The organism is Vreelandella sp. GE22 (assembly GCF_968212445.1).
The window spans coordinates 1,054,450-1,068,902 of sequence record NZ_OZ309110.1; the positions used below are offsets into that span (position 1 = coordinate 1,054,450).

The following is a 14,453-nucleotide window of genomic DNA, read 5'->3' on the forward strand; positions in this document are numbered from 1 at the left end:
CCCGGGGCGTAAGACGCGTCTGAGTATGGACAAGGACGTTAAAAGTCCTACCAATCAAGCATTAACGCGGCACTGCGTACTAATCATTTTAAGTACTAATCATTTTAAGTACTTATCAATTTAAGTACTTGCCCGTTTGAGTATTGACTCATTCGAGGACGACCGCTATTTGGCAACACTGCCTAGGGAGTAAGGTTATGAGCGACACAGATACTCGACGTTCTTCTTCGCTGATGCTGGCCGCCAGCGCGCTGGGCCTTGGCTTTGCATCGCCTTTGGCGCTTGCCGACGACGCCGCCGAGCGCCTCACCGAGCGCCTCGAACCGCTGGAGAGCTATCAGGCGTCTTTCGAGCAGCAAATCAGCGGCAGCGGAGGCGAGCGCTTGCAGCAGGCGCGTGGTGAGATGTGGCTTTCTCGCCCGGGCATGTTGCGCTGGGAAGTCGAAGCACCCTACGCCCAGGTCGTGGTGTCCGATGGCGATGAAGTCTATCTGTACGACCCGGATCTGGAGCAGGTAACCGTGCAGGCGATGGATAACCGCGTCTCGCACACGCCGGCGCTGTTGCTCTCGGGCAGTACCGTTGATCTGACCGAAAGCTACGACGTATTTTATGAGCAGGAGGGGGGCGAGGATATCTTTACGCTGATCCCGACCTCCAACGATACGCTGTTCGAAGAACTGAGCATGGTGTTCGAGGGCGAGACCCTGACCGAGCTTCTAATGACCGACAGCACCGGCCAGCGTACCGCGATTGCGTTCAACAACGTGGTTCAAAACGGGCGTATCGACACCAGTTTGTTCGATTTCGAAATCCCCGAAGGCACCGATGTGATTCGCGAAAGTTACTGACCCGAAACGCGTCCAGCGCGTCTCTTTGTTTTGATATCAGCAACCACCGATCAGGCGCCTCAGGGCGCCTGATCGGCTTCTGCGTCCTGGGCTTCGCGCCAGGCCATGATCTCGGCAAAGCGCTTTTCCTGGCCATGATCACTGGGCTCGAAAAAGCGCGTATTGGGTAGCGCGTCTGGCCAGCAGTCGTGGGCGCTGCCCGCCGGGTAGCCGCCTGGTTCGTTGTGGGCGTAGCGATAGCCTTCGCCGTGGCCGAGTTCCTCCATCAGTTTGGTCGGAGCGTTACGCAAATAGCTTGGCACATCCACCTGGGGCTGGTTTTTGACGAACTGCTGCGCGGCGTTCCAGGCGCGGTCGATGCGGTTACTCTTGGGCGCTACCGCCAGGTGGATCGCCGCGTGAGCAATCGCCCGCTGGCCCTCATAATCGCCCAGCCGCAAATAGGCATCCCAGGCGGCGATCACCAGCGGAAGCGCCCTTGGATCGGCGTTGCCCACATCTTCCGAGGCGATGGCGCAAAGTCGTCTCACCACGTCCAGCGGGTCACCGCCGCCCTGAATAAAGCGCGCCATGTATAAAAGCGCGGCGTCCGGGCGCGACGAGCGGATCGATTTGTGAATCGCCGAGAGCAGGTCATAGTAGCCGTCGCCCTGTTTATCGAAGGCGCTGGACTGGTGGCCGATCACATCCGCCAGGGCTTGCTTGTGCAGCACTTCGCGCTCGCCCTCTTGCCGGGTAAAGTCGCAGGCGGTTTCCAAAAGACCCAGCGCCCGGCGCGCGTCGCCCGCCGCGGCGTGGGCCAGGGCTTCCAGCACGCCCTCTTCCAGGTCGATCGCACGCCGGCCCAGGCCGCGCTCGGTATCCTCCAGTGCCTGGCGCATCACGCCAATCAGTTCCTCCTGGGTGAGCGGCTTGAGCACGTATACCCGGGTACGCGATAAAAGCGCCGAGTTCACCTCGAAAGAGGGGTTTTCGGTAGTCGCGCCGATCAGCGTCAAAAGCCCGGATTCGACGTGGGGTAGCAGCGCATCCTGCTGGCTTTTATTGAGCCTGTGAATCTCGTCCAAAAAGAGCAGCGTCTGCGCCCGGGTTTGTCGGGCGCGCTCGACGACGCCGCGAATCTCCTTGACGCCGGCCATCACGGCGCTTAGCTGCTCGAGCTCGGCGCTCGAGGCGCGCGCCAGAAGCTCGGCGAGGGTCGTTTTGCCGACGCCGGGCGGGCCCCAGAGAATCATCGAGCGCACCGTTTGCGATTCGGCCATCTGGCGCAGCGGTTTTCCGGGGCCGACCAGCGCTTGTTGACCCGCGTAGTCGTCCAGGTGACGTGGGCGCATACGAAAGGCGAGCGGAGCGCCCTCGGCAGGTGGTTCAAAGGCGCTTTCAAAAAGGTCCATGTCTACTTCCGTCTTCCGGTGTCAGTCGAGCCCAGGCTTGGGGCTATGGCAAAGCGCGTTGCGGCAGGCTATTTTAGGACGTAATCTGGTAACGCAATGCCTTTGATCACCGCATTTGCAAAGCCGCCCGGCCGGGCGCATGTTCAATCTTACCGTGTTCATTAGCGTAGTAGAAACTGCCTCCCCAGCGCGTTTTTAGGGCTTTTACAGGGCGTTGAAGCAAAAGGCTCGACCACACCTCAAGGAGATCGTCATGTTAAATCAGTTGCGTCTGGATCATGCCAATATGGCACGAATGCTTCATGTGCTTCAGCTCAAGCAGAAAACGCTGGCGCAGGGCGAACGGCCCAACTTCAACCTGATGCGCGAAGTCGTCGACTACATTTTGTCCTACATGAATGATTTCGCCACGCCCCTGGAGAAAATCTGTGTGGAGCGCCTCGAAGAGAAAGCGCCGGAAGAGTTGCCCTCCATGGAGAAAATGGCCAGCGACTACCGTGAGTTGAAGCCGAGCCTTGCGCAGCTTTCCGACGATATCGACATGATTTTGATGGATAACGTGCTGCCGATGGACCGCTTTAGCGATGACCTGAATACCTACCTGGATGCACACCGCAGCTACCTTCGCCACGAGCGTGAAAAGCTTTTTCCGCTGATCGACAAGTACTTCACTCAAGAGGACCTGGAAGAGCTAAGCCAGGCGCTTCCCGGCAAAGCGCAGCAGGAACTCGAGCGCCTGCAAGATGCTTATCCGGAACTTTACGACGAGCTTCGCGGCGCCGACGTGCCCGCCGTATAGCGGCGTTCGCGCCCAGGCTTTGCGGGCGTGTTAAACTGGCGTCTTTTTAAACACTCGAGGGCGCTGTGGCTAACCCATCTCTCAGGCCGGGCGGGGCGCAATGAGCGGGCCTATCCTGATTTTTGATTCCGGCGTGGGCGGGCTTTCCGTGGCTCGCTCGCTCTACAGGCGCCAACCCGATACGGCCATGTGCTACGCCTGCGACAACGCTTGGCTCCCCTACGGAGTGCGCGACGATGTCACGCTGGCCCGGCGTATTCTGCGTGTTTGCCAAGCGGCGGTAAGCGCCTGTGAGGCGAGTACCCTGGTGGTCGCGTGCAACACCGCCAGCACCCTGGCGCTCGCCGGGCTGCGCGAGGCGCTGAATATTCCGGTGATTGGCACCGTACCGGCGATCAAGCCCGCCGCGCGCTTAAGCCAAACCCGCCATATTGGCCTGTTGGCCACCAGCGCAACGGTCAATCGCCCCTATACCCAGGATTTGATCGAGCGCTTTGCCAGCGACTGCCTGGTGACCAGGGTAGCCGCGGACGCGCTGGTGGTCGAAGCCGAGGCCTGGCTTGCCGGAACCCCTGTCGACCGAGCGCGCATCCAGCGTGCGCTGGCGCCTTTGTGGCAGGCGCTCGAAGCGTCTCCACCGCTTGATACCGTAGTGCTCGGCTGTACCCACTTTCCGCTTTTAAAGCCGCTGCTCGAAGAGCTGGCGCCCACCGCGCTTACCTGGGTCGATTCCGGCGATGCCATCGCCCGTCGCGTCTTCGACGTTGCCCCGCGCTCGACCGGCCCGCTCGATGGGCGCTGCTTTACCACCGCCACGGCCGGCCACCTGACCGCCGGTTTTGCCGATTTTGGCTTCAAGCCCCCCCAATGTTTACGGCTGCCCTGAGTGCCCGGGGCGTTTCTGATTAATGTATAAGGAGCCGTTTTGGCTATTCCCGCTGTCGACCCCCAACGCTATGACGAGCAGCTCAAAGACAAACGTGTCTCCGTCGAGGCGCTTTTCGCACCGTTTTCACCGCCCGCGCTGGAGGTGTATCCGTCGCCGCCCAGCCACTACCGCCAGCGCTGCGAGTTTCGTATCTGGCATGAAGGCGACGACCTTTACTACGCTATGTTCGAGGTCAATCCCGAGGACCCCAAGGACAAGAAGGTCGTGCGCCTGGATCAGTTTTTGGTGGCAAGCGAGCGCATCAATGAGCTGATGCCCAAGCTCAGAGAGGCGTTTTTGCAAAGCGACACGCTGCGCAAACGCCTTTTTCAGGTGGAGTTTCTCACCACGCTAAGCGGCGAGGCGCTGGTCACGCTGATTTATCATCGCCCGCTGGACGAGGCCTGGGAGGCCGAGGCCCGCGCACTCGAGGCCGCGCTTGGTATCATGATCATCGGGCGCTCGCGCAAGCAGCGCCTGGTGTTGACCCGCGACCACGTTTGGGAGCGCCTGAACGTCAACGGGCGCACGTTCGACTACCAGCAGGTGGAAAACAGCTTTACCCAGCCCAATGCGCATATTTGCCAAACGATGCTTGGCTGGGCGATGGAGGCCACCACCGGGCAGAACGAGCGCGACCTGGTCGAGCTTTACTGTGGTAACGGCAATTTCACCATCGCGCTGGCGCAGAATTTCCGCCGCGTGCTGGCCACGGAAATCTCCCGCACGTCGGTTGCAAGTGCTAACGTTAATATCGACGCTAATCGCATCGAGAATGCGTTCGTTGCGCGCATGTCGGCGGAGGACTTTTCGCTGGCGCTGAAAGGCGAGAAGATCGGGCGGCGCGTGGCCGAGATGGACCTGGACGCCTACGACTTCTCGACCGTGCTGGTCGACCCGCCGCGCGCGGGGCTCGATCAGCAAAGCTGCGAGCAGATCAGCGAGTACGATCAGATCGTCTATATTTCATGCAACCCGGCAACGCTTGCCGATAATCTGACAACGCTTACCAAAACGCACACGATCGAGCGCTTTGCGCTGTTCGATCAGTTTCCGTTCACCCATCACTGCGAGTGTGGGGTGATCTTGAAGCGCCGTTAGGCGTGCGTAATGCGAAAGCGACATACTCTATAAGCAAATTGATACAGCAGTAGGGCGGCGCGGCCTATTCGCGTAAGCTAACCGGTATCGTGGCCTTACGGCCTGTAACTGTTCGTTTTTCGGCCCAAGGGCCCAGCAATCGAGGTGATGGATGCACTACGTTGCGAGTGAAGAGAGTCGGCAAGATCTTTTAAAGCAGTTGCAAGAGCGCTTGGAGGCGCGCTTGGAACCCGACCGGGCGGCCCAGGTAGAAACCTTCGCGCGGCACTTTTACGCGACCGTACCGGTGGAAGATTTCGTTAACCGCCGACTGGACGACCTCTACGGCGCCACGCTTTCGATTTGGCAGTTTTTACAGTACCACGACCCGGATAGCCCGAAAGTGCGTATCTTCAACCCGGATTTCGAAGAGCACGGCTGGCAGTCCAACCATACTTTCGTGGCGGTGCTGCACGAGGACATGCCGTTTCTCGTCGATTCGGTGCGTATCGAGCTCAACCGCCGGGGCTTGACCGTCCACGCGATTCAAAACGCGGTGTTCGCCGTGGCTCGTGACGCGAGCGATCAACTCGAGACGCTCACCTCGCCCCGCGAGGTCGACGCGCCGGAAGCGAAGGAGTCGCTGATCGTCATCGAGGTGGACCGCCACACCGACCGCCAGGCGCTTTCGAGCATGGAAGAGAAGCTCAACAACGTGCTGCGCGACGTGCGCACCGCCGTTGATGATTTCGATCCCATGTGTAACCAGATCACCTCGGCGATCCAGGAGCTCGAGAAGAACTGCCCGCCCCAGGTCGACCCGGACGACCACGAAGAGGCAATCGCGTTTCTGGAGTGGCTGTTGAAGGACAACTTCACCTTCCTGGGCTACGACGAGTACCACCTGCGCGACGGTGATCTCCAACGCGACCCCGAGAGCGTGCTGGGGGTTTTCCGCCTCAACCAGGCGCGTTATCGCGAGCGCATCCGCACCGAAGAGGGCGTGGACGAAGACGGCCAAGGCTTCGTGCTGGTGCCACAGCTTCTCTCGTTTGCCAAGAGCGCGCACCACAGCCGCGTTCACCGGCCGACCTACCCGGACTACATTACCGTCGACCGCTACGACGACGACGGTAACGTGACCGGCGAGCGGCGCTTTTTCGGTTTGTTCACCGCCACGGTGTACAACGAATCGCCGCGCAACATTCCGCTTTTGCGCCGTAAGCTCAAGGCGGTGATGGACATTGCGGGCTTCAACCCCCAGGGCCACAACGGCAAACAGCTTTTGCAGGTGCTGGAAGTCTTTCCGCGGGATGATTTGTTCCAGATCGGCACCGAGGCGCTGGCCGAAACCGCGCTGGGTATCCTGAATATTCGCGAGCGCCGCCAGGTGCGTCTGTTCATTCGCACCGACGTGAGTGGCAAGTTTTACTCGTGCTTGGTGTTCGTGCCGCGGGACGTGTTCTCCACCGACCTGCGCCAGCGCATTCAGACCATGCTCTGCGACGAGCTCGACGCGCGCTTTGGCGACTTCAACACCTATCTTTCGGAGTCGGTGCTGGCGCGTATCCAGCTGATCCTGCGCTTCAAGGGCGACGCGCCCAGCGAGTACGACCTGAAGCGGCTGGAGAAAAAGGTCGCCCGCTTGGCGCGCAGCTGGCGCGACGAGCTCTTCGAAGCCATGACCGAAGGCTTTGGCGAAGAGCGCACCAATAGCTTGATGGGGGAGTTCCAGCAGGCTTTCTCGGCAAGCTACCGGGAGGATTTCAACGCGCGCACGGCGGTGTTCGACATTCAGCACCTGCTAGCGCTCGAAGGCGACAGGAAGCTGTCGTTGTCGCTTTACCGGCCGATGGAAGAGCAGGCCGGCGGCATGAACCTCAAGCTCTACCATCGGGATGATCAGATACCGCTGTCCGATGTACTGCCGATGATGGAAAACCTCGGCCTTCGCGTGCTGGGCGAGCGCCCCTACGACATCAACGGCCCCAAACAGCGCTACTGGATTCACGACTTCGAGCTCGAGCACACCCGCAGCGGCGTCGACATGAGCCAAATGCGCGATGTCTTCAGCGAAGCGTTTCAGCGTATCTGGGCGGGCGAAGCGGACAACGACACCTTCAACCGACTGGTGCTCGGCGCGGGGCTGGACTGGCGCGAAGTGGCGATGCTGCGTGGCTACGCCCGCTATCTCAAGCAGATTCGCTTCGGTATGTCTCAGGCCTATATCGCGACGACCCTGGCAAGCTATCCCGAGATCACCCAGACCCTTGTCGCGCTTTTCAAGCAGCGCTTCGACCCCGAAGCCGAATCCCACGATACAGCGGATTGCGAAGCGCGGCTGATCGAGCACCTCGAAGGCGTGGCGAGTCTCAGCGATGACCAGTTGCTGCGCCGCATGATGGAGCTGATCAACGCGACCCTGCGCACCAACTACTACCAGAAAACCCCGGAGGGCGGCTTCAAGGACTATATCGCCTACAAGCTCGAGCCCACTAAAGTCACCGGTATGCCCAAGCCGCGCCCGGTCTACGAGATTTTCATGTGCTCGCCGCGGGTCGAGGGTGTGCACCTGCGCAACGGTAAGGTCGCCCGGGGCGGGCTGCGCTGGTCCGAGCGTCTCGAGGATTACCGCACCGAAATACTGGGCCTGGTCAAGGCGCAGCAGGTCAAGAACTCGGTCATCGTACCGGTCGGCGCCAAGGGCGGTTTTGTTTGCAAACGCATGCCGGAAGACGCTGACCGCGAAACCCAGCAAAAAGAGGGGATCGCCTGTTACCAGACGTTCATCCGTGCGCTTTTGGACGTGACCGACAATCTCGACGGCACCACCGTCGTGCCGCCGCAAAACGTGGTACGCCACGACGATGACGACACCTATATGGTGGTTGCGGCAGACAAGGGCACGGCGTCGTTTTCCGATATCGCCAACGCTATTTCGCTGGAGTACGGCCACTGGCTGGGCGACGCCTTCGCCTCCGGCGGTGAGAACGGCTACGACCACAAGAAGATGGCGATTACCGCCAAGGGCGCCTGGGAGTCGGTTAAACGTCACTTCAAGAATCTGGATCTGGATACCCAGCGCGACCTGTTCACCGTGGTCGGCATCGGCGATATGGCCGGCGACGTGTTCGGCAACGGCATGCTGCTCTCCGACAAGATTCAACTGGTCGGCGCGTTCAACCATCTGCATATCTTCGTCGACCCCAATCCGGACGCCGAGGCGGCCTTCGCCGAGCGCAAGCGGATGTTCGATATGGCCCGTTCGAGCTGGGAAGATTACAGCGAAGAGCTGATCTCCAAGGGGGGCGGCGTATTCAGCCGCAGCGCGAAGTCGATCACGATCACCGAAGAGATGGCCCAGGTGTTCGGTATCGAGGCCGAGAAGCTCTCGCCCAATGAGCTGATCAACGCAATGCTCAAGGCGAACGTCGATCTTATCTGGAACGGCGGTATCGGCACCTACGTGAAAGGCTCCGAGGAGAGCGACGCGGACGTGGGCGACAAGGCCAACGACGGCTTGCGTATCGATGGCAGCGAGCTTAACTGCCGCGTGGTGGGCGAGGGCGGTAACCTCGGCCTGACCCAGCGCGGTCGCATGGAAGCCGCGCGTAAAGGCGTGCGCGTCTATACCGACTTCATCGATAACGCCGGCGGCGTGAACTGCTCGGATCACGAGGTCAATATCAAGATATTGATCGACGAGATCGTCAAGCGTGGCGACATGACCGACAAGCAGCGCAACGAACTGCTGGCGGAAATGACCGACGAAGTAGGCGAGCTGGTCATTCTGGATAACTACCGGCAAACCCAGGCGATCGATCTTTCCGAACGGCTGTCGCGTCAGGGGTCCGGCCCGTACCGGCGCTTTATCAGCGAACTCGAAAGCGCCGGTCAGATCGACCGTGAACTCGAGTTCTTGCCCTCGGACGAGATTCTCAAAGAGCGCGCAAGCAACAACGAAGGCATGACCCTGCCCGAGCTCTCCGTGCTGATTTCCTACGCGAAAAGCACGTTGAAGGGCGACCTGGTGCAGTCCAGCGTCCCCGATGACCCCTATGTCCACCGCTACCTGGAGCACCTGTTCCCCTCCATACTGGTCGAGCGCTACCAGGACGAGATGTACGAGCACCGCTTGAAGCGTGAGATCGTCGCTACTCAGGTGGCCAACGACCTGGTCGATCACATGGGCATCGTCTTCATGCGCCGGCTGATCGACTCCACCGGCGCCGGCCGGGCGGATATCGCCCGCGCCTACGTCATCGCTCGTGACGCGTTCAACTTCAAGGCGCTTTGGGAGCAGATCGAGGCGCTGGACAACCAGGTGCCCAACCGCGTGCAGTACGCCATGATGCTCGATTTGATGCGTCTGATCCGCCGTGCCACCCGCTGGTTCGTGCGCCTGCACCTGGGGCTCTCCACCCAGGACACCATCGAGTACTTCGCCCCGCGCTTGACCCAGCTTCAGGAAGGGATTGGCGAGCTTTTGAGCGGCGATGAGCAGGAGGAGTGGCAACAGCGCCGCGATCAGCTTCAGGAAGAGGGCGTACCCGAAACGCTGGCATCCACCGTTGCCGGCGCGCCGAGCCTCTACGCCGGGCTCGGCATCATCTATGCCGCGCGCACCACCAACGAAAAACCCCAGCGCGTTGCCGAGGTCTTCTATGAGATCGGCAATCGCCTGGAGCTTCCCTGGATGACGCGTCAGGTCACCCAGCTCGAGGTGCGCGATGCCTGGCAGGCCCAGGCGCGGGAAACCTTCCGCGATGACATCGACCGTCAGCAGCTGGCGCTGACCATCAGCGTGCTGAAAATGGACGCCGGCAGCCGCGATACCCAAGAGTTGGTCGATCAGTGGCTCGAGCAGCACAAGGACCTGCACAGCCGTTGGCGTAGCCTGGTCGAGGAGGTGCACGGTGGCACTGAGGGCGGCTTTGCACTCTTCGCCGTCGCCGTTCGCGAGTTGGTGGATCTGGCCGAAAGCGGCAGCGAAGGCTAAAAAGGCTTTCAAGCTCGAAAGCGCCCCGCTCAGCGGGGCGCTTTTTTTGTGCTGTATGAGCCCTTGTAAAAGCGCCGGGGCGCGGCCCTGCGCCCGCTGGCGCTTTACGTTATAATCGCCGCCCGCCCTCGATGCTTACCGCCCATACCCGCCTGGAGCCCTTGATGTATCAGCTTACCCGTTCGCTGCTGTTCCGCCTGGACCCTGAAAATGCCCACGGCCTCACGCTTCGCGCATTGGATGCGCTCCACAAGGCCGGCGGAGTGGAAAAATTGTACGGCAGCACGGTAAGTGACCCGGTCGAGCTGATGGGCCTGCGCTTTGCCAACCGGGTAGGCCTGGCCGCCGGGCTCGATAAAAACGCCGACCATTTGGATGCGCTGGGGGCGCTGGGGTTTGGCTTTGTCGAAGTCGGCACGGTCACACCCAAGTCCCAGCCGGGCAACGACAAGCCGCGGCTTTTTCGCCTGCCCAAACACGGCGCACTCATCAATCGCTTCGGCTTCAATAACAAGGGGGTGGCTCACCTGGTCGAGCAGGTTAAAAAGCGCCGCTATGCGGGGCTGGTGGGCGTCAACATCGGCAAGAATCTCACCACCTCGGTGGATGGGGCGCTGGAGGACTATCTCGTCTGCCTGGACGCGGTGCACGGCGTGGCGGACTACGTCACCGTGAACGTTTCATCGCCCAATACGCCGGGGCTTCGTACGCTACAGTTCGGAGCCCAGCTCGATGCGCTGCTCGGACCCATTCGCGAGCGCTGCAACGTGCTGAATTTGGAGGCCGGGCGCAAGGTGCCGCTTTTGATCAAGATCGCCCCGGATATGAGCAGCGATGAAATCGCCCTGGTGGCGCAAAGTATCACGGACAATGGTTTTGATGGCGTGATTGCCACCAACACCACCGTGGAGCGCGCGGCGGTCGAAGGCCACGCCCACGCCGCAGAGGCCGGCGGGTTATCCGGTCGTCCGGTGTTCGAGCCCTCCAACGCCGTCATTCGCACACTCCGGGAGCATCTGCCGACGCTGCCGATCATTGGGGTCGGCGGTATCGACAGCCCGAAAAAGGCCAGAGAAAAGCTCGCCGCTGGCGCGGACCTGGTGCAGCTCTACTCCGGGCTCATCTACGAAGGCCCGGGCCTGGTACGCCGCTGTGCCAAGGCAATCGCCCAAAGGTAGGAATGGCGCTTGCGAGTAAGCGCAAGGCATGAAAAAGCCCGCTTAAAAATGAGCGGGCTCGATCGGTTCAATTAGCTTTTGAAGGGGGAATCGTCAGGTGGTGACCATGGGGTTTTTGTGGATACCGGAAACGCCGGTCATACCGTCCCACTGGTCGCCGCGACCTTCACGCCAACCGCTCATCCAGTACTCGCGTAAATTGACCTCTTGACTGGGGCAATCGTCCCGGGAGCGACCCGAAACCCCCGCTTTATAACCATGAACATACGCCCGCTGGAAGCGATCACGTTTTTGTCGTTTCATTGGCTGACCTCTTTTATGAAAGCCTTGGGTATGAAACGGTATGCCGGAGTGAGAAGAGTGGCCGGCCGCCGTTTCGGAGCTTACTTCAAGAGCGAGTTTGATCAGCTGCCAAGCGCTTGGCACTCACGTGCGAAACGGCGGCCATTCAATCCCGACAAGCCATGGGTTTAAAGTGAAACCTTTGAGGCAATAATTTGCCCGGCTATAAACCCTGACAGATTACGCATGCGTTTTCAGTAGCTACTGTCTTATTGTTAGCCCATGATTGGGGCCGCTGTCGACCCAAAATTGTCATTTAATGTAAATACATTTGCCATATATAGGAATTTCGCGCGGTTACGCGCGGCCAGACTTATGACCGAGCCCAGCCAAAACGCCCCGTTGGATTTTTTAGCGACCTGCCCCAAGGGCATCGAAAGCCTGCTCATGGAGGAGCTCGCAGCCCTGGGAGGGGGTGGCTGCAAGGCCACGGTCGCTGGCGTCTATTTTAGCGCCGACCTGGCCTGCGCCTACCGCGCCTGCCTCTGGTCCCGGCTTGCCAATCGAATCATTTTGATCCTTGGCCGCACACCGCTGGTGGAAAGCGCCGCCGAGCTATACGACGGGGCGCTTGCCGTGAGCTGGCCGTCGCATATCGCGTCGGGTAAAACCCTGACGGTCGATTTTCACGGGCGCAGCGAGCAGATTCGCCACACCCGGTTTGGGGCGCAAACGGTCAAGGACGCGGTGGTGGATTCGCTGGCGCTGGCCGGGCTTGCGCGCCCCAACGTGGACACCAAAGCGCCGGATTTGCGTCTTTACGCCCACCTGCACCGGTCGAATTTGACGCTGGGTATCGATCTTTCCGGCGACAGCCTGCACCGCCGAGGCTACCGCAAGGAGGTCGGCCACGCGCCGCTCAAGGAAAACCTGGCCGCTGCGCTTTTGGTGCGCGCAGGCTGGCCCGAGCGCGCCAAACAGGGCGAGGCGCTGGTCGACCCGCTTTGTGGCTCGGGGACGCTTTTGATCGAGGCTGCGCTAATGGCGGCCGACCAGGCGCCGAACCTTCACCGTCAGCGCTTCGGGTTTCAGGGCTGGGCGGGCCACGACACGGCTATTTGGCAGGAGCTCAAGCGTGAAGCCGAGGCGCGTGCCTCGATCGGACGTAAGCGCTGCAAAACGACGCTTTTCGGCTTCGACCAGAGCCCGGCGGCGCTCTCCGCGGCCCGGGCCAACGCCATGCGCGCCGGCGTGCCCGCACTGATCGAGCTCGACGGGCAGAGTTTGAATAAATTGAGCCGCCCCGAGGCGTTAACGAGCCAAAGCGGGCTACTCATCACCAACCCGCCTTACGGCGAGCGGCTTGGCGAGCTACCCGAGCTGGTGGGCCTTTACGCCACGCTTGGTGATAAAGCCAAGGCGCTGTTCCCGGGCTGGACGCTTGCGCTGTTTACCGGCAACCCGGATCTTGGTCACCGGCTCGGTCTTCGCGCCCACAAGCAGTACGCGCTGAAAAACGGCGCGCTGGATGCCAAGCTGCTGCTGATGGCCATTGGCGAAGGCAAAGCACCCCCGCGCAGCGCTCAATCGGGAAGCGAGGGCGAGGCCGGCCCGCAGGGTAGCGAAGAGGGCGGGCCGAGCGAGGGCCGTGCTCCTGAGGACGCGTCCAATAAGGCCACTGAAGCCGCAACCGAAAGGCACGTTTCTGAAAACGCCCGGATGTTTGCCAACCGGCTGGCCAAGAACCAAAAGCGTTTGAAAAAGTGGCTCAAGCAAAGCGGTGAAACCTGCTATCGCGTGTACGACGCCGATATGCCGGAGTTCGCGCTAGCGGTGGACCGCTACGCCGGCAAGGTGCACGTGCAGGAGTACGCAGCACCGAAAACGGTCAACGCCGCCCAGGCCCAGAAGCGGCTTTTCGATGCGCTGGAGGTACTGCCCGAAGCGCTGGGCGTTCGCCCGGCCGATATCTATATCAAGCGCCGCGAGCGCCAAAGCGGTAGCGCCCAGTACCAAAAGCGGGATGCCAGTAACGAGCGTTTCGAGGTTCGAGAGGGCAGTGCCCGGCTATGGGTGAACCTGCGCGACTACCTGGATACCGGGCTTTTCCTCGATCACCGCCCGGTACGGCGGATGCTCGGCGAAATGGCCACGGGTAAACGCTTTTTGAATCTGTTCTGCTATACCGCCACGGCGACGGTGCAGGCCGCGCTCGGCGGCGCCAGCGATAGCGTTAGCGTGGATATGTCCAAAACCTATCTCGAGTGGGCGAAAGACAACTTCGTATTGAACGATCTCGATCTGCGCCGCCACAAGGTGGTGCGCGAGGACTGTTTTCGCTGGCTGGAAAACGCGGATACCCGCTTCGATCTGATTTTTATGGATCCGCCGACCTTCTCCAACTCGAAGAAGATGCGCGACACCCTGGATGTTCAGCGCGATCATCCGCGGTTGATCGAGCTTGCCATGGCGCGGCTGGCGCCCGGCGGCACATTAGTGTTTTCCAACAACCAGCGCCGCTTCAAGCTCGATGAGGCGGTTAGCGAGCGCTACCAGGTGGAAGAGATCACCGGCAAAACCTTCGACCCGGATTTTGCCCGGCGTACGAACCTGCACCACGTCTTCACGCTTAGCCACAAGGCTTAAAGCGCATCCAGTAGCGAAAGCTGGCGCATGGCGTCCTGGGCCTCCGGCGTATCGTCGGCGGCCTCCAGCACTTTATCGAACCCCCGCGAGGCCTGAATGGTGGCCTCGTCATCGAGCCACATCTGCGCCTGTTCGCGGGTGTCGGCCAACTGATGCTTCAACCCACCAAACTGGGTGCCGATCTGCCCCCAGGCGCGGCTAAAAATCCAGTCGCCGAACATGTCCTGATGAATATGCACCAGGACATAGTCATGGTCGGTTTCCCAGCGTACGATCACAACACTCTCCTTTGAACC

General features: G+C 60.8%; 10 protein-coding genes. 7 read left to right on the forward strand and 3 right to left on the reverse strand.

What is annotated here, in order from left to right; translation table 11 throughout:
- Positions 1-197 precede the first annotated feature (197 nt).
- Positions 198-851 carry an outer membrane lipoprotein chaperone LolA gene (lolA, locus tag ACWHRL_RS05025; protein ID WP_447528174.1) on the forward strand — a complete coding sequence of 218 codons (654 nt, stop codon included), beginning with the start codon at positions 198-200 and terminating at the stop codon, positions 849-851.
- 59 nt (positions 852-910) lie between these two features.
- Here lolA and ACWHRL_RS05030 read toward each other — a convergent pair whose 3' ends face one another.
- Positions 911-2,245 (reverse strand): replication-associated recombination protein A, encoded by a 1,335-nt coding sequence (locus tag ACWHRL_RS05030; RefSeq protein WP_447895496.1) that lies wholly within the window; start codon positions 2,243-2,245, stop codon positions 911-913.
- Positions 2,246-2,498: 253 nt separating this feature from the next.
- Here ACWHRL_RS05030 and ACWHRL_RS05035 point away from each other — a divergent pair, with 253 nt between their 5' ends.
- The 5 genes from ACWHRL_RS05035 to ACWHRL_RS05055 all read left to right on the forward strand — a co-directional run bounded on the left by ACWHRL_RS05035 (position 2,499) and on the right by ACWHRL_RS05055 (position 11,229).
- Entirely contained in the window at positions 2,499-3,044 is a 546-nt protein-coding gene (locus ACWHRL_RS05035) for a hemerythrin domain-containing protein (RefSeq protein ID WP_447895497.1), read from the forward strand.
- 100 nt (positions 3,045-3,144) lie between these two features.
- The gene (gene murI / locus ACWHRL_RS05040) at positions 3,145-3,930 is read left to right on the forward strand and encodes a glutamate racemase (protein WP_447528177.1); all 786 of its coding nucleotides are present in this window, start codon (positions 3,145-3,147) and stop codon (positions 3,928-3,930) included.
- Between the two features lie 39 nt (positions 3,931-3,969).
- Complete coding sequence (gene trmA / locus ACWHRL_RS05045; RefSeq protein WP_447528178.1) at positions 3,970-5,073, forward strand: tRNA (uridine(54)-C5)-methyltransferase TrmA; 1,104 nt, start codon at positions 3,970-3,972, stop codon at positions 5,071-5,073.
- Positions 5,074-5,224: 151 nt separating this feature from the next.
- Complete coding sequence (locus ACWHRL_RS05050) at positions 5,225-10,051, forward strand: NAD-glutamate dehydrogenase (protein ID WP_447895498.1); 4,827 nt, start codon at positions 5,225-5,227, stop codon at positions 10,049-10,051.
- Between the two features lie 164 nt (positions 10,052-10,215).
- On the forward strand, positions 10,216-11,229 hold the full coding sequence (locus ACWHRL_RS05055; RefSeq protein WP_447895499.1) for a quinone-dependent dihydroorotate dehydrogenase: 1,014 nt from the start codon (positions 10,216-10,218) through the stop codon (positions 11,227-11,229).
- A 93-nt stretch (positions 11,230-11,322) separates the two neighbouring features.
- Here ACWHRL_RS05055 and rmf read toward each other — a convergent pair whose 3' ends face one another.
- Positions 11,323-11,532 carry a ribosome modulation factor gene (gene rmf / locus ACWHRL_RS05060; protein ID WP_447528181.1) on the reverse strand — a complete coding sequence of 70 codons (210 nt, stop codon included), beginning with the start codon at positions 11,530-11,532 and terminating at the stop codon, positions 11,323-11,325.
- Between the two features lie 354 nt (positions 11,533-11,886).
- Here rmf and rlmKL point away from each other — a divergent pair, with 354 nt between their 5' ends.
- Complete coding sequence (rlmKL, locus tag ACWHRL_RS05065; RefSeq protein WP_447895500.1) at positions 11,887-14,157, forward strand: bifunctional 23S rRNA (guanine(2069)-N(7))-methyltransferase RlmK/23S rRNA (guanine(2445)-N(2))-methyltransferase RlmL; 2,271 nt, start codon at positions 11,887-11,889, stop codon at positions 14,155-14,157.
- On the opposite strand, the gene ACWHRL_RS05070 is transcribed toward rlmKL, so the two are convergent.
- A complete protein-coding gene (locus ACWHRL_RS05070; RefSeq protein WP_447528183.1) occupies positions 14,154-14,435 on the reverse strand; it encodes a hypothetical protein in 282 nt (93 codons plus the stop codon). The genes rlmKL and ACWHRL_RS05070 overlap by 4 nt on opposite strands.
- Between the last annotated feature and the right edge of the window lie 18 nt (positions 14,436-14,453).

Coding starts and splice junctions, on each gene's coding strand:
- lolA (WP_447528174.1), top strand. CDS start 198: ATGAGCGACACAGATACTCGACGTTCTTCTTCGCTGATGCTGGCCGCC.
- ACWHRL_RS05030 (WP_447895496.1), bottom strand. CDS start 2,245: ATGGACCTTTTTGAAAGCGCCTTTGAACCACCTGCCGAGGGCGCTCCG.
- ACWHRL_RS05035 (WP_447895497.1), top strand. CDS start 2,499: ATGTTAAATCAGTTGCGTCTGGATCATGCCAATATGGCACGAATGCTT.
- murI (WP_447528177.1), top strand. CDS start 3,145: ATGAGCGGGCCTATCCTGATTTTTGATTCCGGCGTGGGCGGGCTTTCC.
- ACWHRL_RS05050 (WP_447895498.1), top strand. CDS start 5,225: ATGCACTACGTTGCGAGTGAAGAGAGTCGGCAAGATCTTTTAAAGCAG.
- ACWHRL_RS05055 (WP_447895499.1), top strand. CDS start 10,216: ATGTATCAGCTTACCCGTTCGCTGCTGTTCCGCCTGGACCCTGAAAAT.
- rmf (WP_447528181.1), bottom strand. CDS start 11,532: ATGAAACGACAAAAACGTGATCGCTTCCAGCGGGCGTATGTTCATGGT.
- rlmKL (WP_447895500.1), top strand. CDS start 11,887: ATGACCGAGCCCAGCCAAAACGCCCCGTTGGATTTTTTAGCGACCTGC.